Raw genomic sequence first — 23012 nt, forward strand, 5'->3', positions numbered from 1 at the left:
ACTACTTCTGCTCCTGCTTGGCCATGGTCCCTTTCTCGCCGCACTTGGGACACTTCTGGGGTTTGCATCGGCCTTCCTTCTTTTCACCGCACTTGGAACAAATGAATTCCGCCACGGGGGGGCTCCTTGTCGTTTGGGTTGTTGAGGGTGAATGTTTACGTCCACTTTGCCTTCAAAAAGGATGTCCTCAGGTCAGTCACGCATTGAGACCGGATCGAAATCGGTATCGAAATCGAAATCGAGAAAAGCAGGTGCGTCAATAATTTACGCCGATACCGATCTCGATCTCGATTTCGATTTCGACCCAGAGTTACACCCTGGCTGTTGAATGTGTGGAAGGTATGCGCCCCTACTCCAGGCCGAACGTGACCGATCGCTCCTGGACGTACTGGCGGACATGGCGTTCCAGGGCTTCCCGGTCCATGGTCACGATCCGCCAATTGGCCTGGTATTGGCCCGATTGCACCGAGACGCCCAGCAGGTCGATGGTGTCCGTGGAGACATCCAGGCCCCGCAGATGCCTGTCAAAGGCCTGAATATCCCCGGCGGAGCGCCATCCCTGGGTGACCAGGGTCATCGCGCCTTCGAAGCCTCCGCGAACCCGGTCCAACCGGAAGTAATTGCCCCACAGAGCGGCCCAGGTTTCCGGCAGATCCCGTCCCGCAGCGGTCCAGACCATTCCCTCGTAATCCAGCACGCCTTGCCACCCACCTTCGCTCAAAAACGCGAGGCGCAAAATCAGAGAGTCCGAGCCGTCGTCGTGCACGCCGGAGAGCAGCTCCAAGCTCCGGACCACTTCCAGCTGCTCCGATGCCAGGCCCTGGGGGTCGAGTCGGTAGCCGATTCGGTGGCCCCGTGTATAATATGTACCCAAAGACCGCAGAAAATTTTGCAACGCCTCCCGGTTGACCCGGACATTCAGGTGCAGGACCGCGCCCCATTCCGTGGGCAGATATTCGATTTCTTCCCAGCCCAGGACGTACTCCTCGGCCCGGGACTCCAGAATCCGTTCCAACGCGGCCCGTCGTCCCCCGCTCAGCTCCTCCCGCATCAGAATCTCCGCCTCCTGGGTCACCCCTTGAGCGAGAGCCCGGCGCAGGGCCGAAGGGCGGGGCTCCGAAACACCGGCTTCATCGGCCTCCACGAAGATGCGGACATCCTGCCCGGCCAGTAGAAACGTGGGCAGGCTTGAAAAAAGAACGGCCATCAGCGTGGAGAGGAACCATGTTTTTGGGCTGTTGCTTCGCAAAACGTCGTCTCCTTTCTTCATATGGATCGATATGTGTTCGGGTCAGTCCGAAGTCCGGACCCGACCCGCGGACCCGCTGCAAGGGTTTCCACGAGGCGGACGACCGCGGCCTGGTCTCCGGCCGAGATCCAGTGGACCTCGGGGATGTTGTTGAACCACGTTTCCTGGCGCTTGGCGTAGGCCCTGGTCCGGAACAGCCACAGGTCCTTGGCTTCTTCGAGGCTGGTCTCTCCGCGCAGGTGGGCCAGCAGTTCGCGGCAACCGATGCCGGAAAATCCCGTGGCTTCAGGGTTTGGACAGCCTTCCCAGGCTCGCTGGATTTCCCGGATCGCCCCCAGCTCCAGCATCACGTCGATGCGGCGGGCCAAACGGGCGTGCAGTTCCGGCCGGGGCAGGCGCAGGCCGATGATGAACAGCTCCAGACCCTGGGCCGAGCGGGCATGGGTATGCCACCAGGACAAGGGACGCCCGGAGGACTGGAAGACTTCCAGGGCCCGGCAGACCCGCTGCCGGTCCCGAGGGTGAATCCGGGTCGCGTAATCCGGGTCCACGTCGCTCAATCGGGCGTGCAGGGCTTCGGGACCGTGATCCGCGCATTCCTGGAGCACCGCTTCGCGCACCTGGGCGGGCACGTCCGGAATATTCGCCAATCCGCCGGCCAGGGCGCGCAGATACAGGCCCGTGCCGCCCACCAGAACGGGCATGCGGCCACTCGCCCGATCATTCTCCCGACCATTTTCTTGGCAAGACGCCACCGCTTTTCGAGCCTCGTCCATGAACCTGCCCGCGGAAACGGTTTCATCCATGCCCAGGAAACCGTACAGCAGATGCGGGCATTGGGCTTGCTCAGCGGCGTCCGGCTGGGCGGTGATGATCGGCACGTCCCGGTAGACCTGACGCGAATCCGCGTTGATCACGGTCACCGGAAAATGCCGGGCCAATGTCAGGGCCGCGGCCGTCTTGCCGGTCCCGGTGGCCCCCACCAGGCAGACGATGGGCGTGAGGTGATCGCGGAGCATTTTGGCCTTAATTCCCGCCCGCTGTCTGAATCGGTATCGAAATCGAAATCGTGATCGAAATCGATTTTCTACAAGCACTCGATTTCGATAGCGATTTCGATTTCGATTGATATCTGCCCAACATGGGGGCATCTCCTGAACACCCGGACATTTGCTGGGTTGGTATCATAACGTTGTCACTGAGAACGGAATTGCCCTGGGGCAGGCCTCCGAAAGTTTGACTACCTGGGTACGCGCCAAACCCAAGGCTGTTCCCGCTCAGTCCTTGCTCGTCCCATACTTTTGATGCAGTCGGCGCAGCACGGGTTCCGGCACCAGGCCCTGGACGTCTCCGTGCAGCTTGGCCGCTTCCTTGATGATCGTCGAACTGATGTACAACCACTTATAATCGGTCATCAGAAACATGGTCTGCAAGCCGCGATTCAGGCGGCGATTCATCAGGGCCATCTGAAATTCATACTCAAAGTCCGACGTCGCCCGCAACCCGCGCAGAATTACGCTGCCGCCGCGCTCTCGGACATAGTCCACCAGCAGCCCCTGGAACCCCTCGCCGATAACCCGCGGCTCCGGGGCGAAAACTTCGTCGATCATTTCCAGGCGCTCTTCCAGGGAGAACAGCGGGGTCTTGGGCGTATCCCATGCCACGGCCACGATGATCTGGTCAAAGACTTCCAAGCCGCGCCGGATCAGGCTGACATGGCCGTTGGTCAGGGGGTCGAAGGTGCCGGGGTAGACGGCGATGCGTTTTTTGCAGAAATTTTTGTCCATTTTGGGTTCACGGTTCAACGGTTCACGGTTCAACGGTTCACGGTTCAGGAGGTAGGCGAGGGCGGTCGGGTCGTCCAGATGCAGATGCGGGTTTGACCGTAGGTGCGGTCGGTTTCCAGTTCAAGTTCGGGAAGGGTCAGGGCGGCGGGCGTCCAGGCTTCCTCCACCTCGGCGCAGATCAGGGCGTCCGGGGCGATCCAGCCGTGGTTGCGGGCCAGGGCCAGGGCCGGGGCCAGGAGGTCGCGGCCATACGGCGGATCAAAAAACAAGACCCCGTATCCTCCCGGTCTGGCCTGCCTGGGAGCTCCGGCCAGGGTGCGCAAGGCGTCTCCGGCCAGAATCCGGACGCGTTGTCCGGGACGCTCGAAGGTCGGAGCCTGGTCCCGCAGCAGACGCAGGGCCTTGGGGTCGTTTTCCAGAAAGCACACTTCCGGTGCTCCCCGGCTCAACGCCTCCCAGCCCAAGCTTCCGCTGCCGGCGAACACGTCCAGCACCCGGACCGCGTCCCAATGCACGCCGCGCGAAGCGAGCATGGAAAACAGGGCCTCGCGAACCCTGCCCATGGCCGGACGATAGCCTTCGCCCTCGGTCGTCTTGATCCGGCGGCCCTTCCAGTGTCCGGCGATGATTTTGACCACGGCTGTCTCCGTCTCCAGGACAATTTTGTTCTCTGAAAAATATTTATTATTTCAATGGCGTATATTGTAGGGCGTTCTAACCCCCCCCAAGACTGGGCCAGCAATCATCGCAATCGAAATCGCTATCGAAATCGGAAAGTTGCCGGAAATCGATTGCGATCACGATTTCGATATCGATATCGATTCAGAGTGCCCGTGCTTCGAGAACAAAAATGCCCTGCCTCGGTCTCGCCTTTGTCTTGCCTTTGCATATTCGTCAGGATACTGTCTCGCTTAGAGCCCGTTTATCGGCGTTGCAAGGGCGACCTGCCTTCCTACCCACTCCACGAAACCGAATCAAGCAGCCCCGTCCAGGCCATGAAGTTCACCTCCCTCGAAGACCTCTCCGCGCTGAAGAAGAAGTTCCCCAAGAAGGAGCGCGTCAAACGCATCGTTCCCAAGCCGCGACCAAAAGAAGAACCGGAGAATCCGCCCAATGACGACGCGGACCTGTTCGTCCGGGCCATGTCCGAAGTCACGCCCATCTCCGGCGGGACCAAAGGCCGGGAAGTGCCCGGCGAATCCCGGCTTTCGCAATCCGTGACCACCGAACGCAAGCAAAATTTGGCCGAGAACGACGACCTTTGGGTGGCGGATTATCTGCGCAATTTGGTGCAGGGAACGGTGGAGTTCGAGCTGTCGTATTCCGAGGAATACATGCACGGCTATATCCAGGACCTGGACAAAAAAGTGCTGGGCAAGCTCAAGGCCGGGCAGTTCAGCGTGGAAGCCCATCTGGACATGCACGGATTGAACGCGCTGCAGGCCAGGGACGCCGCCCTCGACTTCCTGCGCGGCCAGTATTACCTGGGGCGACGCTGCGTGTTGCTGATTCCCGGGCGCGGCAAGAACTCTCCCGGGGGCCTGGCCCTGATCCGTGAGGAGCTGCCCCTCTGGCTGACCCGCGAGCCGTTGCGCCGGGTCGTCCTGGCCTTCTGCACGGCCCTGCCCCAGCACGGCGGAACCGGGGCGCTCTATGTCCTGCTGCGCAAGCGCAAGAAAACCGGAGGCAAGGTTCGCTGGGATCTTCCGGCTTCCATGGAGTAATCGCGGCTTTTTGAACGCCGTAAAACCTCGATCCTTCCGAATGCAGGAAATCCTTTTTCTCGGCCTGGCCGGCGCATTGGGCGCCATGTCGCGGTACTGGCTCTCCTCTGCCGTGTATGCGCTTCTGGGCCGGGAATATCCCTGGGGCACCACCACGGTGAACGTCCTGGGAAGCTTCCTCTTCGGGCTGGCCTGGGTGCTGAGCCACGAGGTCGGGGCCATCCCGCCGCAAGCCCGAGTGATCATCCTGGTCGGCTTTCTGGGATCGTTCACCACCTTTTCCACATATATTTTTGAAACCCATCTGCTGTTTCAGGAAGGAAAACGCCTGAAACCGATCCTGAACCTGATCGTCCAGAACCTGATCAGCCTCGCGGCCCTCTACTGCGGTTTTTTGCTGGGCCGGATGTGGTAAGGCGATGATGAGAGAATCCAATGATCCGACTTGAAGATGAAATCCTGACCTTGCTGGAGGCTGGAGAGTCGGCGGCTCTGGCCACCATTGTCGGTCAAACCGGTTCCGCGCCGCGGACTCCCGGAACCCGGATGGTCGTGCGTCGGGACGGTTCCATCCTCGGAACGATCGGGGGCGGACGCCTGGAGGCCGAGGTTATTCAGACCGGGCTGGAGGTCTTGCGTTCCGGTTTCAGCCGACTCCAGCACGTTACCCTGACCGGCACGGACGCCGGCGATATGGACATGATCTGCGGCGGGGAACTGGACGTGCTGGTGGAGCCGTTGCGTCCGGTTTCCCGAACCATGGAGCTGTTCCGGCTCCTGGGCCGCCAGCGCGAACAGGGTGGTGATTGGCTTCTGGCCACCGTGCTCCGGGAGTCTCCCGGTGGTCAGGCCGGGCTGCTCTCCGAGTCGTATCTGGTCCAGCGCTCAGCCTCGGGCTTGCGCTTTTACCCGGAGCAGCCGGACAATCCGGAGCGACTGGCAAGCCTTCCGACAAGCCTTCTGGAAAAGGTCCGGCTCGAATGTCGCCCGATTCTGTGCATGGCCGGAGACTCACGAGTGGTGATCGAGCCGATTCGGGCCAAGGAGACGGTGCATCTGTTCGGCGCGGGCCATGTCGCCAGAGAAGTGGCGATCCTGGCCCACCGGGTGGATTTTCGCGTGGAAGTCCATGACGACCGGCCCGACTTCGCCAACCCGGAGCGTTTCCCGCTGGCCGACGCCGTCCACGTCCCGGAGAACATGGGTCATGCTCTGACCCAGGATGGGTGCCGAATCGACGGGAACAGCTACGTGGTCATCGTCACCAGGGGCCATACGCACGACATGGACGTCCTGGCCCAGGCCCTTGGCACCCAGGCCGCCTACATCGGTATGATCGGCAGTCGCCGCAAGCGGGACGCCATCTACGCGGCCCTGCGCGGGCAAGGCTTCCGTCAGGACAATCTCTCCGGCGTCCACTGCCCCATCGGCCTGGATATCAACGCCCAAACCCCCGCCGAGATCGCCCTGAGCATCGTTGCGGAACTGGTGAAAATCCGCGCGATTGCAAGGTCCGCGATGGGGGGCCGTGACAACCTCCGGCTTCTTGCTATCGAAGGATCGCGAGCGCTACCCGCGAAGCGTGGCCGCTAGACGGAGAGGGTGGCGCAGGAGGTCCAGGGCGTCCAGGATGGAGCTGCAGACCACGTCCGCGGCGGCCAAGGTATGGGCGGCCGCCCCTTCCTCCTGGAGCAGGGCGATGCCCAGGGCCGCTTCCCGGAGCATCAAGGCATCATTGCGGCCGTTGCCCATGGCCGCGGACAGGGTGGGATCGAAAGCCCGCAGATGGTCGGCCTTGGCTTGGGCTTGGTTTTGGGATGGGATGATCAAAAGGTCGCAGGGGAGCGTTCCCAGTGCTTCCCGGACGCTGCCGAAGGTGTCCGCGGTAAGGACGTGGATGTCCAGGTGCCGGGACAACTCCTCCAGGCGCTGTGCGACGCCGGGCAGAAGACGTCCGTCCAGGGCCAGGGTACCGTTGTAATCCAGGAAGAGGTGGGCCAGACGCAGCGTTTTCCAGCCTGGAACGTCGATGTGCAACATGCGTTTTTCCTTCGTGTTCGGTCAGCTCATTTCCACTACTTCCAGAAACGCCTCGATGCGCGTCCGGAGTTGTTCCGTGTCCGACTCCGAGTAGTCGGTTTCAATGTGCAGAAACGGAATGTTCAACGTCTGTTCAGCCAGTGTTTTTATTCCGTGGGCTTCGACGTTGTAGGTGTGGCAGCATTGCCAGGTCTGGTCGACGATGCCTTGGACCTTGAAATCTCGGGTAAGTCTGGAGATCAGGTCGAACCGACCCTGGTTGGGGGTCATGCAGGAGCAGGGGGTGCGCAGGTAGCGGCGGGCCAGGGCCTCGAACGGGTCGACGGTTTCCTCCACAAGAAGGTCGAAATTCTTGAAGCCGGTGCAGTTTTCCAGACAGACCACCACGGCCCCGCTGTCCTCGATCAGTTTCAAGACCTTGTCCGATCCTTTGCCCACCGGGCATCCGGTGAGCAGAATGCGCGGCGCGTCGGGGCCGCGGACGGACAGACCCCGAGCCTTCATCTCGGTCAGTTCCTGAACCAGAGTTTCCAGCAGTCCGGCGAACTCGGGCAGATTCACGACAAACGACGAACTTTCAAAAACACGCATGGCGTCCAGGCCGGAAAGTGGGACCGGATGGTCGTCGGCCAGGTAGGCGATTTCCTTCAGGAGCCGTCGCACCCGGTTGGCGTCACGGATTTCTCGCTGGATCCGGTCCCGGGTGACCCGTTGCCCGGTGGTCTGTTCGAGAAAGGCTTGCATGCGCTGGATCTGGTCCATCCAGAAGGCCAGGGCCGTGGCGTCGTCCTGCAGATAGGGCAGGTGGAGCAGGTGCAGCGGCTTGATGTCTTGGAGCAGCTCGAACATCTTCTTCTTGCCGTCGCAGGTTGTCTCCCCGAGGATGAAATCACTGGCCGCGAAGAAGGGGCAGGTGTCCGTGACGGCATAGCCGTAACTGGATTTGATCAAGGGACAGAGGTTGGCTGGAAGGTGCTTTTCAGCAGCCCCGATGGGCTCCTGCTTCTTTCCGCACAGGGAAACGGGCACGGCCCCGGCGGCCCGGACCAATTCCAACGGCGCGTAGGTGCAGAACACCCCGGCGATTTTCGTACCTTCTCGGCGGGCCGTATCCAGGTCCAACAGGCTCTTTTCCGCCCAGTTCTCGAACCTGGTGAAGCACTGGGGTTTTGGCGTTGTCATGGAAACATTTCCTTGGCTGAAGATTATGGCTGCAATTTGGCCCGGCTGCGATCCATCCAGGCATAGATGGAAACCGAACCCACGACGATCACCCCGTAGGCCATCCGGGTCCAGAATCCGGAGAAGCCCGCGCTGATGATGCCCGCCTCGAGCATCCCGATGATCACCGCCCCGATGAGCGTCCCCACGATGGTCCCCGTCCCGCCGAACACGGACGTTCCGCCCACAAAGACCGCGGCAAAGACCGGCAGCAGATAGCCTTCGCCCTGGGTAGGCCACCAGTTGGCCATTTCCATGCAGACCATGGACCCGCTCAGGGCGGTCAAAGCCCCCAGGAGCATGAACGCTCCGATTTTCGTCGCTCCCACGTTGATGCCCATGGCTCGGGCCGTTTGGGCGCTGTCCCCGGTGAATTTGACGTTCGCGCCGAAGACATGGCGGTTCAGGACCAGCCACAACACGGCGACCAATCCCAGGCACCAAAGCGCCTGGGCCGGGATGCCCCAGAACAGGCGGCCCACGAAGAAGGTATGGGTCACGGTGTCCCGAATGGCCACAATATTGATGGCCAGGCCGGAGCTGACGACCATGGTGAAACCGCTCCAGAAGAACTGGGTGCCGATGGTGGCGATGATCGAGGGCACCCCGATTTTGACGACGATCAGACCGTTGATCAGTCCGATCAGGGCTCCGACGGCCATGGCCGCGACGAGGCCCAGGAGGGGATGGCCTCCGCCGGCAAAGATCATGGAAAAGACGAATCCTGCCAGGGCCATGGTGGAGGGGAAGCTCAGATCGATTTCCCCGCTGATGATCACGAAGGTCGCCCCGAGGGCCACGATGGCCGGAAAGGGGATGATGGACATGTAGGAGAGGTAGATGCGGGAGGAGAGAAAAGTCTCCGGGCTGAGCAGGATGAAGACGCTCAAGACGATACCCAGGATCAGAAAAATGGTGCAGTTGACGTTGCAAATTTTCATGAATGGCCACCTGGCCGAGTCGGGACCTCGCCATCGGCAATGCGGATCATGATCTTGATCAGCTCTTCCAGGGTCGTCCCGTCCTTGGGAAGGTCCAGAGCGATCTTCCCTTTGTCTACGATCACGAACCTGTCCGCTACGGCATGCACCTGGTTCATGTTGTGCGATATGTAGACGCAGGCCTTTCCTTCCCGCTTGATGTGCCGGACAAAGGACAAAACGTTGTCGACCTCGCGCAGGGACAGGGCCGTGGTCGGCTCATCCAGCACGACGATCCGGGAATTGAAGTGCATGGCTCGGCCGATGGCCACGCCTTGCCGCTCCCCGCCGGAAAGGGTTCCGGCTATGGTCTCGGGCCGAAGATTGCTGGCCTGGAGCCCGAGAATGTTCCCAAGAATTTCCCGGGTCACGCGCATCTCGGCCGCCACGTCGATGAAGCCCCAGCGATTGGTCAGGTGTCTGCCCACGAAGAAATTGCTCCACAGAGGCTGCTTCTCTCCCAGGGATTTATCTTGAAAAACAGTCTCGATGCCCAGCTTGCGAGCCTTGGCCACGGTGTGCCCGCGAGGGTCGATGGCTTGCCCGTTGATGTGCATGGTCCCGGCATCCGCCCGGGTCACGCCGGCCAGGATCTTGATCAAGGTGGACTTGCCCGCGCCGTTGTCACCCAACAGGCCGACCACCTCGTTGGAGCCGAGGGCAAAGCTCACGTCGTCCAGGGCTTTGATCTCTCCATAGGACTTGGAGATGTTGGCCATATCCACAGTATAGGTCACGGCATTGCTCCGTAAGTTGGTTCACCCGCTGACTTCATGGAGAGCAGATCATCTGTGATCATGGCTGTTTCTCCGGTTCTGTACTGCCCTGGATAGCAATAACGTCTTGTCGTCTTTTCGAAATAGCGAAATATCATGTCAGCAGCTGACCCTGGACAGGTTCATCATTCGGGAGATGCGATCAATAATTATTGTCAGGGCGATGATCATCAGCAAATAGGTTCCGGCACGCTCGAAGCGGAACCACTCGAAATTGAATGTGAAGAAAAAGCCCAGTCCACCGACGCCGACAATTCCGAAGACCACGGCCGTTCGGACGTTGCTCTCAAATTGGAAGAAGCTGTAGGTCATCCAGTCCCGCCAGGACATGGCCCCCGCTGTGTAGGCAAAACAGTTCAGGCGTGATCCGATGAAGGACTGTTCGAATCGCCTGTACGGAATATTGTCCACGGACTCGCTGAAAACCCGCACCAGGACTCCCATGCTGTGAATGGCGATGGCAATGGTACCAGCCAGCAGCCCTGGGCCGAAAAAGGCGATGAACAGAAAGGCCCACATCACGTCAGGTATGCCGCGTGAGATAAGCCCCGTGCCTTTGGCCACGACCAACTGCGCCATTCGCTGGACACGAACCCACCACGGCGGAGACTCTCCGGAAAAATGCGACGATTCCACCATGAAGGCATAAGAGTGGGGGTAGGTCAGAGCCATGGCCGCAAGCACCCCCATCAATGTCCCGACAATGGCCATGGCCAGAGGGATCGAGGAAGATTTGACGACCCGCCAGACAAACCATTTGCGAAGTTCCAGTTCCCAGGCCACCCAGGCCGAGGGTTTCCAGAACTCTCGAAAACGGTATTCCGCGAACAGGTCCACCGTCTTTCCTTCTGCTTGCAGGGCACGGACCTTTTCCCGGTCGCCGAGGCCGACAGCTTCCAGATCCAGTTCCGGATTGAGCATCCGCTCGAAGAATTTCAGGTTTTGCCATGACTCGGAAGTAATCAGCTTGATGGCCGGTTCCAAGTAGTTGCGACTTTGCTGACTCGGGGGCGCATTGTCGCCCCAGCCCATGAACCACACCGACCAGCACACCACCAGCAGGGTAAAACCCACACCGACATAAGCCCGGGAAAGCTGACCAAAAGTGGATTTTGCCCGCACCGTGCGCGGATGGTTCGGGTCGCTGCGCAGTTGGCGACGGATGAAGTTGCTGGCCAGATCGGCTGTCAAGGTCAGGGCCAAGGTGAACAAGAGCAGCGTCGTCACCTTGGACCAAGCGCCGAACTGAATCTGGTACCAGATGTCGGCGCCAAGTCCGCCCCCGCCCACCGCGCCGATGACGGCGGCGTTCCGAATGGCGCATTCGGCGCGCATCAAGGTGAAACTTTGCACGCTGCGCGCCGCCAGGGGGGCGATGCCGTAAAAGAGGGTCGCCAAGCGGCCTCCTCCGAGGATTCGGACTTGCTCGTACGAACTTTCCTCGACGCTGTCCCATAATTCGCTGTAAACCTTGGCCAGAATTCCGGTGATGTTCAAGGCCAAGGCCAATGCGCCGGTCAACGGTCCGAGTCCGATGACCGCCACCAGGATGACCGCCCAGACAAAATCCGGAACGGCTCGCAGAATGTCCTGGGTCAGGCGGCAGAGAGAACACATCAGGGCTGCTGGACTGCGCAAGGGAAAATGGCGCATCCAGCCACGAGCTTTTTCTTCCCCGACCATTACGTTCTGAGCGGACCCCATGGCCAGCAACGAGGCCAGAACAACGGCCAAAGAGATGCCCAGGATCGCCGCGGAAAGCGTTTGCAGGGTCAGAGCCCAGCTGTGTTTCAGGAATTCCGGGCTGAAATCCGGAGATGAGAAGGTTTTGATCCAAGCCAGCATTCGAGTGAAGGCTTGGCTGCGTTGCTGCGAATCAAGAAGAGAGGAGAAGTCCCATTCAGCCGAAGTGAACGCCCCGGCCACCAGGACGAGAATGATGACCATGCCGGCCCAATGCTTCCAAGGTCGCTTCGAGCCGTACCGATCAAGTTGCCTTGGTTTCATTGGCAGGCTGGACCAGGACACTTTTTTGTTTCGATGCTCTGCTCGTTCAAGTGCATCACTCGATATTCCGCCCCGTAGAGTTCGCGCAGCAGTTCGCCGGATATCTGTTCAGGCGTGCCGGACCAGAAAATCCGACCGTCTTGCAAGGCGATGACCCGTTCAAAATGACCGTGCAGCAGTTCAAGGGTGTGCAGGTTGACCAGAAGCGTGGTGCCCAACGAAGCGGCAATGCCGTTCAGTAGTTCAATGATCTCCCGTCCAAGGCGAATATCCAGTTGGCTGACCGGCTCGTCCGCAAGCATCACCCGGGGCTGCTGCACCAGCAGACGAGCCATGGCCACGCGCTGCTGCTGGCCACCGGACAACTCTCCCGGCATGGCCCAGAGCTTGTCCTGGAGTTCGACCCTGGTCAAAGCCGCCTTGGCCAGGTGCAGATTCTGCGGCCAAATTAAGGAGAGCAAGGCCCGTGGCAGGGACCACCGCCCGAGTCGGCCCATCAGGACGTTGTGTACGACTCGCAAGTGCGGGATCAGGTTGTCTGTCTGGTAAAGGATGCCGATTTCCCTGCGCAGTTTGCGCAACGACCTGCCTCGCAACCCTTTCGTGTCCCGACCAAGTGTCGTGATCCGTCCGGTGGTGGGCTTGAGCACGGCGCTGAGCAACCGAAACAAGGTTGTTTTCCCGGCTCCCGAGGGGCCGATTACGGCCAGCCGTTCCCCTTCGAATATGTCCAGGGAAATGTCCCGCAACACCGCGGCATGTCCGAAGGACATGCCGACATGCTCGAGGTGAAATGCCCGCTTCGTGGCCGGCTCGACGCTTTGTTTCGTCATTGATCGTAAAAGAAGTGCTGCGAGTGATCGCCAAGGGGATGTTCCCAGGAACATCCCCTTGGCGAAGATTCACCTTCAGCCGCCGATGTCCACTCCGGACTTGATCAAGTCCACGTAGCCCATCCATTCACTCATGTCCGCATCCACGAACTGTTTGGATTTCAGATAGCCGAGAGCTTTTTGGCCTTCGGGTGATTCATGCAGGGAGAGCAGCGCGGCATGGATTTGCCCGATAAGTTCCGAGCCCAGCGCTTTGCGGGTTGAGAAGTTGTAATTGGTAAATTTGGGCGTGGTGTAGATAATGGGAGCCTTGAGTTTGAGCTCGTCGGAAGCCCGGTCATACGGTGGCTGGCCCAGTGCGCCGATATGAAATTCCCCATTGGCCACTTTTTGCAGGACCACGTCGTGACTGCCGCTATAGGCGACGGTTCTGAACACCTCTTCAGGATTTTGCCCGCTTTGGTCGGTGAAAAAACTCCGTGGCATCATGTGGCTGGAAGTGCTGCTCTTGCTGCCGAATGTGAACGTCCAGTTTTTGTCCTGTGCCAGTTCCGCCAGTTCCTTCAGGTCGTTGACAGGAGGTATTCCCGCGTCCGCATTGGCGATGAAGTAGCCGATGAATTCCTTGTCGATGTCCCGGGCCGCGATGACTTCCAGCTCATCACCCATCACAATGTACGCCTGAGCCGTGGTCACCGCGCCGAACCACGCCAGATCAGCCTGCCCTGTTGCAAGGGCAGTCACGCTGGCGGCGTAGTTGGCCACATGAACATATTCGGTCGGAATGCCGACTTTGTTTTCGATGTGCTGCGTGATCAGCCCGAAAAATTCGCGCATGTTTTCCGCGCTGTCGTCCGGAATGGCGGTCATGACTAATTTTGAGGGTCTTTCCGCAGTAAAGGCTGGAAGAGTGCTTCCAGTAACGACCAATCCCAGCGTCCAAATCATAATCATTGCCGACAAAATAATTCGCTTCACATTTTCCTCCTGTAAGGTTTGGTGGTAATAATGAAAGGGCCAATTGGTACGCAACGTCTCTTGAATATCGATCAAGAAATTACTCTGAATAACTGGGCCTACGGTGATAATGTCATTTTCCAGGAAACTGCTTCAATGAATCACCGAACTCCCTTCTTCGCCAGGGGCGCAATCTGGGCGATGTTTTCGGCGTCGATCATCCCGCCGCCGGTGTCGACTTCCAGGCCGGTGAAGCCGTATTTTTTGGTCAGGACGATCTGGAGCACTCCGAGGTAGCCCATGAGGTAGGGCTGGGCCTCGGAGACAAGGCTGACGTAGCCGTTCTCGATGGCCGAGGCCGTGGCCGGGGAAAGGGAGAAGCCGGCCACGAAGATCTTGCCCGGTTCCACGGCGGCGGCGCGCAGGAAGTTTTCCATCTGGGAAGTCAGCGCGCCGTGGTCCACGATCATCATTTTGCAGTTTGGATTGCTGGAGAGGTAGCCGGTCACCAGGGGCACGCCCATGGAGGTGTCCTTGTCCACTTCCGGGGAGATTTCATAGTAGTCGACCTTCATGCCCGCGGCCTCCATGACGTCCAGGATGGCCTGGGCCCGCCGACCGCGTTCCTGCAAGCGCTTCAGGCCCCAGACGAATACCTGGTCTCCGGGTTCGAGCTGAGCCCGTTTCAGAGCCTCTTCGGCCAGGGCTTTGCCCTGGGCGTAGTTGTCCGTGCCGACGTAACCGAAGCCCTTGGTCTTGTGGGTGGCAACCATTTTGGACAGTTTTGTGTCCACGCTGGTCACGATGATCCCCTCGGACACCGCCTCGTTGATGAAGGGCTCGTAGGCGTCGTCCCCGGGATGGCCCATGACCACGATGCCGTCGGGCTTGGCGGCCATGGCCTGCTTGAAGTTGGAGATCATTTTTTCCGGGCTCCAGTCGGAATAGAGCAGGCGCAGCGTGACCCCCAGATCATCGGCCGCGGCCTGGGCGCCGTTCTGAACAATGGTATTGTACGGCCCGCCTACGCTGCCGCCGGTGTCAAACCAGATCGTGACGCCTTTGCCGCTGGGTGTTTTTTGCGCCTCCGCGTGGTTCGCGACAAGCATGGTCAGCAACAACGCCGCAAAGAACAGTAAACCGTACCTGGTTCTCATGAGCTGCTCCCTCGATTTCAGGTGAAAAAAGTCACATACCCGCATTAGCGTTGCCTACTTAACGCATTTCCGGACTTGGTGTCTAATTGGAAAAAATAATGCACATTGCACTTGTTGATTGCTTTTTTCGATGTTTGGCAGTGTTTTTCGCCTGTCTTTGAATATGAATATTTTAAAAAAAATAGCGTGTTAGTGACTAAAACAGTGTTCGCGTCTAAATTTTGACGATATTTGTTGTCACCTGCACTTGGATGTGCTGCCTTTTTGTTGAGAATTTGAAGTCAATTTTGAAACCGAATGCCATTGCTTCAATTCAATAGAAAAACTCTATTTGACATTATTTGTCTTTGATCGTAGCAGGCCACATATGCTTAAAACAAAAGATATTCATTCGGGTGCATCGATGAAACCTTGCTGTTTCCATCACAAAGGCATCTGAGCATTCTTTGCTTCGGGGCGAGGTCGTCCCGCTATTGCAATGGAAGCTCAAATCCTTTTTGAACGCCATGCTTCTACAAGCCAATGGACGTCGGTTGACGCCGTCCGACCACCCTCAGCCCCGCTCCACGGGACACCTGTCGCATAGCAGGCGTCCACCTTTTCTATTTTTCTTTACAGATATTCTTTCATTTCTTCGCCGGCCCTTTATCAACTCGTTGATAAAGGGCCGGCGTTCTTTATTGTTCTGGTTTCAAGGAAGCCTTGATTACCGAAAGGAAGCGGATCCCTCGAGATTTGCCGCAGGGATATATCTGTTCACCCTCAACACAAGGAGATGCCATGCAGATCAGCAGAAGGAACTTCATGAAGTTTTCGGCCGTAGCCGGTTCGGCCCTGGCCTTCGGCGGTCTGGGATTCAATCTCAGACCCGCCGTGGCCAAGGCTGAATTGTCGAAATTGCGGGACGCCAAGGAGACAACCTCGGTCTGTTGCTACTGTTCCGTGGGCTGTGGCCTGATCGTCCACACAGCCCTTGGCGGGAAGGGGCGGACCGTCAACGTGGAAGGGGATCCGGACCATCCCATCAGTGAAGGCTCGCTGTGCGCCAAGGGGGCCTCGGTCTACCAATTGGCCGAGAACGAGAACCGGGTGACCAAGGTGCTCTACCGTGCGCCCTATGGCGACAAATGGGAGGAAAAATCCTGGGATTGGGCCATTGACCGAATCGCCCGGAAGGTCAAGGAGGCCAGGGACCAGACTTTCGTGACGAGCAATGCCCAGGGGCAGGTGGTCAACCGTACGGACGGGATCGCCCATGTGGGGTCAGCGGCTCTGGATACCGAGGAGTGCTGGTACCTCCAGGGCCTGATGCGCAGCCTGGGGCTGGTGTACATCGAGCATCAGGCCAGATTGTGCCACAGCTCCAGCGTGCCGTCCCTGGCAGAGTCTTTTGGTCGCGGGGCCATGACCAACCACTACAACGACCTGATGAACAGCGACTGCATTTTGATGATGGGCGGGAATCCGGCGGAATGTCACCCGGTTTCCTTCAAATGGATCATGAAGGCCAAGGAGCGGGGCGCGACGCTGATCAGCGTGGATCCGCGCTTCAACCGGACCTCCAGCAAGGCCGACATCTACGCCCCGATGCGCTCCGGTACGGACATTCCCTTTCTGGGGGGGATGATCAAGTATATCCTGGACAATGAAATGTATTTCAAGGACTACGTGGTCAACTACACCAACGGCGCCTTCCTGGTGAACCCGGAATTCGGCTTTGACGACGGGCTGTTCACAGGCTGGGATCCAGAGAAAAACGCCTACGACAAGTCGACCTGGACCTATCAGTTGGACGACAAGGGCGTGCCCAAGCGCGACCTGTCTTTGAAGGACAAGAATTGCGTGTTCCAACTGCTCAGGAAGCACTACGACCGGTACACCCTGGACCGGGTCTCTGAGACCACCGGCACGCCCAAGGACAAGTTGCTGGAAGTCTACAAGGTGTATTCGGCAACAGGAAAACCGGACAAGTCCGGGACCAACACCTATGCCATGGGCTGGACCCAGCACACCATCGCGGTCCAGTTGATCCGGACCATGGCCATGATCCAGCTCCTGCTGGGCAACGTGGGCAACGCCGGCGGCGGAGTGAACGCCCTGCGTGGCGAGGCCAATGTCCAGGGCTCCACGGACAGCGCTTTGCTCTATCACATCATCCCGGCCTACAATCCCGCTCCCCGGGCGGTCTGGCCCACGTTGGCCGATTACAACAAGGCTAACACTCCCGTCAGTCACGATCCCAAGAGCGCCAACTGGTGGCAGAACCGGCCCAAGTACATCGCCAGCCTGCTCAAGGCCATGTATCCGGACAAGACGCCCGAGGAGAGCTACAACTACATGCCCCGGCTGGACGTGGGCCAGAACTGTTCCTGGCTGGTGATGTTCGACCATATGCTGCAAGGCAAGTTCAAAGGCCTGTTCGCCTGGGGCATGAACCCGGCCGTCAGCGGCGCGCACTCCAATAAGACCAGGGAGGCCATGACCAAGCTGGACTGGCTGGTCAACGTGAACATCTTCCGGAACGAGACCGGCTCATTTTGGCACGGCCCGGGCATGGACCCCGCCAAGGTCAAGACCGAAGTCTTCATGCTTCCGGCCGCAGTGTTCTATGAAAAGGAAGGCTCCATCACCAATTCCGGGCGCTGGGCCCAGTGGCGCCATGCCGGTCCCGAGCCGTTGGGAGAGAGCAAGGCCGACGGGGACATGATGGTCATGCTGCTCAAGCGGTTGAAGGAACTCTACCAGGAGGAAGGAGGCGCGTTTCCCGATCCCGTAGCCGGTTTCACCCTGGACGCCGTGGTCACGGACGGCAGGTTCGATCCGGTCAAGATGGCCAAGCTGCACAACGGCTACTTCCTCACCGACAAGAAGATCGGAGACGTGACCTACAAGGCCGGGACCCAGGTCCCCGGCTTCGCGCTGCTTCAGGACGACGGCTCCACGGCCTGCGCCAACTGGCTGTACTGCGGGTCCTTCACCGAGGCCGGAAACCTGATGGCCCGCCGCGACAAGACCCAAACCGAGATGCAGGCCAACATCGGTCTGTTCCCCAACTGGGCCTGGGCCTGGCCGGTCAACCGACGGGTCCTGTACAATCGGGCTTCCGTGGACCAGCAGGGGATGCCATTTGCCCCGCAAAAAGCGGTCATCAAATGGGAGCAGGGCAAGTGGGTCGGCGACGTACCCGACGGCCCCTGGGCTCCTTCGGAGAGACACCCCTTCATCATGACCACCGAGGGCTTCGGTCGTCTTTTTGGACCGGGTCTGGTGGATGGACCGTTCCCGGAACACTACGAGCCCCTGGAATGTCCCTTTGAAACGCAACCGTTCTCCAGTCAGCTGCATAATCCCACGGCTCTGCACTTTTCCGGGCCATTGGAGAAGCGGGCCGTGTGTGATCCGCGCTATCCGTTCGTTGGAACCACGTATCGGGTCACCGAGCATTGGCAGACCGGGGTCATGACCCGATGGACCCCATGGCTTCTGGAATGTCAGCCCCAGATGTTCGCGGAGATCGATCCGGAACTGGCCAGGCTCCGGGGCATCGCCAACGGGGACAAGGTGATCGTGGAGAGCATCCGTGGCCAGGTGGAGTGCGTGGCCATCGTCACCCCCCGGCTGAAACCCTACAAGGTCATGGGACAAAGCCTGCATATGGTCGGCGTGCCCTGGCACTACGGCTGGGTGCATCCCAAGGACGGCGGGGACGCGGCGAACCTGCTGACTCCGGCCGTGGGCGATCCGAACACCGGTATTCCGGAGACCAAGGCGTTCATGGTCAACATCCGCAAGGCATAGCCGTCCGTTGAAAAACTCCCAATTGCCGCGTTGCCGCGAAAAGTTCAAATTCTCACGTATGAAGATATACGCTTCGATCTTGAGCTTTTTTTGCGCATTGCACTTGGGGTTTTTGAACGAACAGCGGACAGGGACAACTCACACGAAGACTGGAGGAAACTGAGTCATGCAAGGAAAAACGTTTTTCGTCGACCTGACCAAGTGCACAGCCTGTCGGGGCTGCCAGGTGGCCTGCAAGCAATGGAAGAAGCTGCCCGCCGAGGAAACCAAAAACTGGGGCTCGTTCCAGAACCCCAAAGATCTGTCCTTCAACACGTTGAAGCTGGTCCGGTTCTCTGAAGTGGAGGAGAACGGGGAGTTCAAGCACTGGTTCTTCTTTCCGGACCAATGCCGGCATTGCGTGCATCCGCCGTGCAAGATGGTCGGCGACATGTATGACGACACGGCTATTCTTCACGATCCGGAAACCGGCGCGATCCTTTTCACGGACAGCACCAAGAATCTGGACGGCGAGGAGATCCGGATGTCCTGCCCTTACGACATCCCCCGCTGGGATGAAACCAAGGTGCAGGCCAAGTGCGACATGTGTCTGGACCGGGTGCAGAATGGGCTGTTGCCGGCTTGCGTGCTGTCCTGTCCCACCGGGACGATGCATTTTGGGGACCGTGAAGAAATGCTGGAACTGGCCGGGAAGCGCCTGGCCGAAGTCCGGGCCTACCGACCCAACGCCGTGCTGGTTGATCCGGAGGATACGCGGGTTGTCTTTCTGTGCGAGGAAAGCCCCCGCAAGTATCACGGCTACGCCATGGCCCATGCGGACGTTCCCGGGGCGCTGAGCCGGAAAAGAATGCTGGCCGCCGCTGTTTCGCCCGTAAGGCGCTTGTTGGGATAAGGATTCGTCAATTCACAAGGGCCGTGCCCGATCCCCAAATGTTTGGGGATCGGGCACGGCCTTGTCATGTCAACCTTGTAACCAATCGTAAGGAGAAATGAAGAAAATGATTGAGATCACCCCTTCCGTGAAGCAGCAACTGGACAACCGACTTTGTCGGCAAGCCCGCGGCCTCGATTCGCGTTTATCTGGCCGCGGGCTGTGGTGGAGAGCACCTCGCCCTGGCCCTGGACGAGAAGCGGGACACGGACCTGGTCCAGGAAATCAGCGGCTATGCCTTTCTCGTGGACAAGGAATTGAGCGAGAGAACCGGAGCCATCAAGGTGGACATGACGCCGTATGGATTTTCCGTCACTTCCGAGGTCCAGGTGGGTGGCGGGGGGGTGGGGGAGGGTGCTCCGCCTGCTGAGGAGCCGTGTGGTAGTGAATGCAAAAAGGGGCGCGGCTCAGCAGTTGCGTCTCTTTTTACGAATCCCGCCGCAACGCGCCGTGCATGGCCGCGCCCAGAGCGCCGACCATGTCCGGTTGTTCCGGGACGATGATCCGCCCTCCGATCCGTTCCTTTAGCAGATTGACCACGCAAGGGTTGTGGGCCACGCCGCCCGCAAAGCAGAGTGGCTGCTCCAGGCCGACCCTGCTGAGCATGGCCATGGTTCGTTCCACGATGGCCAAGTGGAGGCCCATGGCGATATTTTGCGGTTGTTCACCACGGCCCATGAGGGAGGTGGCCTCGGATTCGGCGAAAACAGCGCACATGCTGCTGATTTGCACCTGTTTGTCCGCGGCCAAGGCGAAGTCGCCGAACTCCTCGATGGGAACTTGCAGCGAAGTGGCCATGATCTCCAAAAACTTGCCCGTACCCGCGGCGCAGCGGTCGTTCATCTCGAACTTCAGCACCCGGCCTTCAGACCCTAAAGAGATGACCTTGGTGTCCTGACCGCCGATGTCCAGGACGGTGCGTGCTTCGGGATACAGTTTGGCTGCTCCCAGGGCGTATGCCTGGATTTCGGTAATTGCATCGCACGGATTCAGGATGCCGTTTTTCACGAACAGCTTGCGGCCGTACCCGGTGGCCGTGATCCGGCGTACTCGCACTCCCGTGAGGATCTCGCGACATTGCCGCAAAGGGTCGAAGGTGGTGGGGACTTTGGCTTGGTGCGTGATTTCCCCGGTCGGGCTGAGAACGACCAGTTCGATGGACCGGGAGCCAATGTCTATACCTGCGGCTCCTTCGGTATATTCGGCGTGTAACATAAGTGAAAATACTTGATCAAAGGTTGGTTTGCCCCCTCCCAAAATCTCTTCCAATCAACGGGGAATCATCTTTGAAATCCTTATCGCAATTTTGGGTTTTATGTCTAATTGTAAATAATGATGCATGATTCCTGATTAGATAGCTTTTTTCGATTGATTTCCGGCATGGACGTTTATTAATGCGTTGCGGCGATTTAAAGAAACTCCTGTCAGTGCCATTTAACATAGAACCGACGTTGAACTGTAACACAACTGTAACCACGTGATTCACGTTGGGGTGATATGGGTATCTCGAACAACGGCGTCCCGGAGCAATTTGCTCTTTCCGATAAACCACGAGAAAAACAGCAGGGGGCACAAGGACAGACATGACGACAGCCATGACCGCTCAAGTCGATTATCTGATGCCGAAAAACGATGTTTCTTCTCCGCCTTCGCCCAACATTCACCCCGTAACACTGAACTATCCGGCATGCTCCAACGGCCGTCCGGACACGTCCTCTCCCAGGGCCTGCGTCCTGATGCGTCCGGCTCCGTACGTCGCCCCCACCATGCCTCTGCTCAATGTTTACGATACCTTCCGCAATCACCCGGATCTGATGGTCTTGCCCGTGGTTCAGGAAGGCAGACCGGTGGGGCTGATCAATCGCTTCAAGCTTCATGAGATGTTCAGCCAACCGTTCACCCGGGAACTGCATGGCCGCAAACCCATCAGCATGTTCATGGCCTCCAATCCGGTGGTCGTGGACAAGAATGTGTCCCTGGACGATCTGGCCCGGATCATCATCGACGCCGGGATGCAGCACATGTACGACGGCTTCATCCTGACGGAGCAGGGAAAGTACGCCGGTATCGGCAACGGGCATGACCTCCTCGGGGCCATCACCGAGCGCAAGCAGGCCCACCTGTTCTACCTCGCCCACTACGACGCCCTGACGGACCTTCCCAACAGGCTTCTGTTCAAGGATCGACTGGGCCAAGCCTGTACCCGGTCCCAGCGCAACGGCCACTCCGTGGCCCTGATGTTTCTCGACCTGGATCGTTTCAAATTGATCAACGACACCCTGGGTCACTCCGTGGGGGATCGGCTTTTGAAAAGCGTGGCGGCCCGTTTATTGGACACCGTGCGGAAAAAGGACACGGTATCCCGACTGGGCGGGGACGAGTTCACGATTATTCTGGATGACGTCGAAACGCCTCAGGACGCGGCGGTGGTCGCCCAGAAAATACTCTACGCCATGGGTCAGCCCTTTGTTCTTGAGGGCAACGAGGTGGTGGTGACCACGAGCATCGGCGTGGCTTTTTATCCCCAGGACGCCGCGAACCCGGAGGAATTGCAGAAAAACTCCGACGCGGCCATGTACCATGCCAAGGAAAGGGGCAAGAACAACTACCAGTTTTTCAAGTCGGAAATGAACCTTCAGGTCAACGCCCGGCTGAGCCTGGAAAACCACTTGCGCAAGGCCGTGGAAGCGGAGCAGCTCCTGCTGCACTACCAGCCCCAGGTGGAGCTGAGCACCGGCAGGGTCGTGGGCGTGGAGGCCCTGCTGCGTTGGCAGCATCCGGAGCTGGGGTTTGTCCCTCCTTTGAACTTCATCCCTCTGGCCGAGGAGTTGGGGCTGATGGCCTCCATCGGCGAGTTCGTGCTTCACGAGGCCTGCCGTCAGAACAAGCAATGGCGGGACGAACTGGGAGTGCGGGTCTGCATGGCCGTGAATCTGGCCGGATGGCAACTGGAGCAGCCCGATTTCCCGGATACCGTGGAGCGCATCCTGCGCAAAACCGGCCTTTCCCCGCGTTGCCTGGAATTGGAGCTGACGGAAAACGTGCTCATGGAGAACATCGAGCAGGCCCAGAGCGCACTGAACGTGCTCGGCCAAATGGGCGTTCTCGTGGCCATCGACGACTTCGGCACGGGGTATTCATCCCTGAGCTATCTGCTCAACCTGCCCATCGACACCCTGAAGATCGACAAGTGTTTTATCCAGAGCATCGGCCAACAGGAAGACGGCGCGACCATCGCCACCGCGGTCATCGCCCTGGCACGCAGCCTCAAACTCAACGTCGTGGCCGAAGGCGTGGAAACGGCAGAACAGCAGGAGTTTCTCCGCGAACAGGGCTGCGATTTCATTCAAGGCTATTTTTTCTGCCGCCCCCTGCCCGCAGCGGACCTCGTTCCAATCTTCGCCAAACACGCGAAAATCCCCACCTCCCGCAAACTCAACTGCCTGGCCGCGGACTGAGCTGAATGCTCGGCGTTCAGCTCTCCGGAGCGGTGGGCAATATGTCGGGAATGCAACGACCCCGCTTTTGTCGTCGACGTCTCTGATCTCGCTT

20 protein-coding genes are annotated in these 23012 nt (G+C 59.1%); 6 read left to right on the top strand and 14 right to left on the bottom strand.

Going from position 1 to position 23012, the window contains the following annotated elements; translation table 11 throughout:
* Position 1 precedes the first annotated feature (1 nt).
* The 5 genes from DESLA_RS23565 to rsmD all read right to left on the bottom strand — a co-directional run bounded on the left by DESLA_RS23565 (position 2) and on the right by rsmD (position 3674).
* A complete protein-coding gene (locus DESLA_RS23565) occupies positions 2 to 115 on the bottom strand; it encodes an RCKP-type rubredoxin-like domain-containing protein (protein ID WP_028571035.1) in 114 nt (37 codons plus the stop codon).
* 234 nt (positions 116 to 349) lie between these two features.
* A complete protein-coding gene (locus DESLA_RS0100990) occupies positions 350 to 1249 on the bottom strand; it encodes a hypothetical protein (protein ID WP_156932822.1) in 900 nt (299 codons plus the stop codon).
* A 17-nt stretch (positions 1250 to 1266) separates the two neighbouring features.
* Positions 1267 to 2268, bottom strand: coding sequence for a tRNA (adenosine(37)-N6)-dimethylallyltransferase MiaA (gene miaA / locus DESLA_RS17920; RefSeq protein WP_051434258.1), 1002 nt, complete (start codon positions 2266 to 2268; stop codon positions 1267 to 1269).
* 258 nt (positions 2269 to 2526) lie between these two features.
* On the bottom strand, positions 2527 to 3036 hold the full coding sequence (coaD, locus tag DESLA_RS0101000) for a pantetheine-phosphate adenylyltransferase (RefSeq protein WP_028571037.1): 510 nt from the start codon (positions 3034 to 3036) through the stop codon (positions 2527 to 2529).
* A gap of 44 nt (positions 3037 to 3080) precedes the next feature.
* Positions 3081 to 3674: a 16S rRNA (guanine(966)-N(2))-methyltransferase RsmD gene (gene rsmD, locus DESLA_RS0101005; RefSeq protein WP_035261163.1), complete on the bottom strand. Its 594-nt coding sequence runs from the start codon at positions 3672 to 3674 to the stop codon at positions 3081 to 3083.
* Between the two features lie 357 nt (positions 3675 to 4031).
* Here rsmD and DESLA_RS0101010 point away from each other — a divergent pair, with 357 nt between their 5' ends.
* The 3 genes from DESLA_RS0101010 to DESLA_RS17925 are packed head-to-tail and all read left to right on the top strand — an operon-like array spanning position 4032 to position 6353.
* Positions 4032 to 4760 (top strand): Smr/MutS family protein, encoded by a 729-nt coding sequence (locus DESLA_RS0101010; RefSeq protein ID WP_028571039.1) that lies wholly within the window; start codon positions 4032 to 4034, stop codon positions 4758 to 4760.
* 40 nt (positions 4761 to 4800) lie between these two features.
* Positions 4801 to 5175 carry a fluoride efflux transporter CrcB gene (gene crcB, locus DESLA_RS0101015; RefSeq protein WP_028571040.1) on the top strand — a complete coding sequence of 125 codons (375 nt, stop codon included), beginning with the start codon at positions 4801 to 4803 and terminating at the stop codon, positions 5173 to 5175.
* Positions 5176 to 5195: 20 nt separating this feature from the next.
* The gene (locus DESLA_RS17925; protein ID WP_051434259.1) at positions 5196 to 6353 is read left to right on the top strand and encodes an XdhC family aldehyde oxidoreductase maturation factor; all 1158 of its coding nucleotides are present in this window, start codon (positions 5196 to 5198) and stop codon (positions 6351 to 6353) included.
* Here the strand turns inward: DESLA_RS17925 and DESLA_RS0101025 are convergent.
* From DESLA_RS0101025 to DESLA_RS0101060, 8 genes are all read right to left on the bottom strand, one after another.
* Positions 6330 to 6800, bottom strand: coding sequence for an HAD family hydrolase (locus tag DESLA_RS0101025; protein ID WP_028571041.1), 471 nt, complete (start codon positions 6798 to 6800; stop codon positions 6330 to 6332). The two genes, DESLA_RS17925 and DESLA_RS0101025, sit on opposite strands and share 24 nt — an antisense overlap.
* A 21-nt stretch (positions 6801 to 6821) precedes the next feature.
* Positions 6822 to 7982, bottom strand: coding sequence for a double-cubane-cluster-containing anaerobic reductase (locus DESLA_RS0101030; protein ID WP_028571042.1), 1161 nt, complete (start codon positions 7980 to 7982; stop codon positions 6822 to 6824).
* A gap of 23 nt (positions 7983 to 8005) precedes the next feature.
* Complete coding sequence (locus DESLA_RS0101035; RefSeq protein WP_028571043.1) at positions 8006 to 8962, bottom strand: ABC transporter permease; 957 nt, start codon at positions 8960 to 8962, stop codon at positions 8006 to 8008.
* Positions 8959 to 9738: an ATP-binding cassette domain-containing protein gene (locus DESLA_RS17930; protein WP_211239010.1), complete on the bottom strand. Its 780-nt coding sequence runs from the start codon at positions 9736 to 9738 to the stop codon at positions 8959 to 8961. The genes DESLA_RS0101035 and DESLA_RS17930 overlap by 4 nt, the downstream gene beginning before the upstream one ends.
* A gap of 138 nt (positions 9739 to 9876) precedes the next feature.
* Positions 9877 to 11724 (bottom strand): PhnE/PtxC family ABC transporter permease, encoded by a 1848-nt coding sequence (locus DESLA_RS0101045; RefSeq protein WP_211239011.1) that lies wholly within the window; start codon positions 11722 to 11724, stop codon positions 9877 to 9879.
* A 56-nt stretch (positions 11725 to 11780) separates the two neighbouring features.
* Complete coding sequence (locus DESLA_RS0101050; protein WP_211239012.1) at positions 11781 to 12557, bottom strand: phosphonate ABC transporter ATP-binding protein; 777 nt, start codon at positions 12555 to 12557, stop codon at positions 11781 to 11783.
* 135 nt (positions 12558 to 12692) lie between these two features.
* Positions 12693 to 13595 carry a phosphate/phosphite/phosphonate ABC transporter substrate-binding protein gene (gene phnD, locus DESLA_RS0101055; protein WP_028571046.1) on the bottom strand — a complete coding sequence of 301 codons (903 nt, stop codon included), beginning with the start codon at positions 13593 to 13595 and terminating at the stop codon, positions 12693 to 12695.
* A gap of 140 nt (positions 13596 to 13735) precedes the next feature.
* Complete coding sequence (locus tag DESLA_RS0101060) at positions 13736 to 14731, bottom strand: sugar ABC transporter substrate-binding protein (protein ID WP_051434260.1); 996 nt, start codon at positions 14729 to 14731, stop codon at positions 13736 to 13738.
* Positions 14732 to 15511: 780 nt separating this feature from the next.
* On the opposite strand from DESLA_RS0101060, the gene fdnG reads away from it, so the two are divergent.
* Together fdnG and DESLA_RS0101070 are read left to right on the top strand one after the other, a co-directional pair.
* Positions 15512 to 18529 carry a formate dehydrogenase-N subunit alpha gene (gene fdnG / locus DESLA_RS0101065; RefSeq protein WP_028571048.1) on the top strand — a complete coding sequence of 1006 codons (3018 nt, stop codon included), beginning with the start codon at positions 15512 to 15514 and terminating at the stop codon, positions 18527 to 18529.
* 166 nt (positions 18530 to 18695) lie between these two features.
* The gene (locus tag DESLA_RS0101070; protein ID WP_028571049.1) at positions 18696 to 19421 is read left to right on the top strand and encodes a 4Fe-4S dicluster domain-containing protein; all 726 of its coding nucleotides are present in this window, start codon (positions 18696 to 18698) and stop codon (positions 19419 to 19421) included.
* Positions 19422 to 19886: 465 nt separating this feature from the next.
* On the opposite strand, the gene DESLA_RS0101075 is transcribed toward DESLA_RS0101070, so the two are convergent.
* Positions 19887 to 20675 carry an acyl-CoA dehydratase activase gene (locus DESLA_RS0101075; protein WP_028571050.1) on the bottom strand — a complete coding sequence of 263 codons (789 nt, stop codon included), beginning with the start codon at positions 20673 to 20675 and terminating at the stop codon, positions 19887 to 19889.
* A 380-nt stretch (positions 20676 to 21055) separates the two neighbouring features.
* Here DESLA_RS0101075 and DESLA_RS17935 point away from each other — a divergent pair, with 380 nt between their 5' ends.
* Positions 21056 to 22918, top strand: a complete 1863-nt coding sequence (locus tag DESLA_RS17935; protein ID WP_169732576.1) for an EAL domain-containing protein — start codon at positions 21056 to 21058, stop codon at positions 22916 to 22918.
* The last annotated feature ends 94 nt before the right edge of the window (positions 22919 to 23012 follow it).

The sequence above is a fragment of the Desulfonatronum lacustre DSM 10312 genome (assembly GCF_000519265.1).
In the GTDB taxonomy this organism is placed as follows: Bacteria; Desulfobacterota; Desulfovibrionia; order Desulfovibrionales; family Desulfonatronaceae; genus Desulfonatronum; species Desulfonatronum lacustre.

Coding starts and splice junctions, on each gene's coding strand:
- miaA (WP_051434258.1), bottom strand. CDS start 2,268: ATGCTCCGCGATCACCTCACGCCCATCGTCTGCCTGGTGGGGGCCACC.
- coaD (WP_028571037.1), bottom strand. CDS start 3,036: ATGGACAAAAATTTCTGCAAAAAACGCATCGCCGTCTACCCCGGCACC.
- DESLA_RS0101010 (WP_028571039.1), top strand. CDS start 4,032: ATGAAGTTCACCTCCCTCGAAGACCTCTCCGCGCTGAAGAAGAAGTTC.
- crcB (WP_028571040.1), top strand. CDS start 4,801: ATGCAGGAAATCCTTTTTCTCGGCCTGGCCGGCGCATTGGGCGCCATG.
- DESLA_RS17925 (WP_051434259.1), top strand. CDS start 5,196: ATGATCCGACTTGAAGATGAAATCCTGACCTTGCTGGAGGCTGGAGAG.
- DESLA_RS0101025 (WP_028571041.1), bottom strand. CDS start 6,800: ATGTTGCACATCGACGTTCCAGGCTGGAAAACGCTGCGTCTGGCCCAC.
- DESLA_RS0101030 (WP_028571042.1), bottom strand. CDS start 7,982: ATGACAACGCCAAAACCCCAGTGCTTCACCAGGTTCGAGAACTGGGCG.
- DESLA_RS0101035 (WP_028571043.1), bottom strand. CDS start 8,962: ATGAAAATTTGCAACGTCAACTGCACCATTTTTCTGATCCTGGGTATC.
- DESLA_RS0101045 (WP_211239011.1), bottom strand. CDS start 11,724: ATGGTCATCATTCTCGTCCTGGTGGCCGGGGCGTTCACTTCGGCTGAA.
- DESLA_RS0101050 (WP_211239012.1), bottom strand. CDS start 12,557: ATGTCCTTCGGACATGCCGCGGTGTTGCGGGACATTTCCCTGGACATA.
- DESLA_RS0101060 (WP_051434260.1), bottom strand. CDS start 14,731: ATGAGAACCAGGTACGGTTTACTGTTCTTTGCGGCGTTGTTGCTGACC.
- fdnG (WP_028571048.1), top strand. CDS start 15,512: ATGCAGATCAGCAGAAGGAACTTCATGAAGTTTTCGGCCGTAGCCGGT.
- DESLA_RS0101070 (WP_028571049.1), top strand. CDS start 18,696: ATGCAAGGAAAAACGTTTTTCGTCGACCTGACCAAGTGCACAGCCTGT.
- DESLA_RS0101075 (WP_028571050.1), bottom strand. CDS start 20,675: ATGTTACACGCCGAATATACCGAAGGAGCCGCAGGTATAGACATTGGC.
- DESLA_RS17935 (WP_169732576.1), top strand. CDS start 21,056: ATGACCGCTCAAGTCGATTATCTGATGCCGAAAAACGATGTTTCTTCT.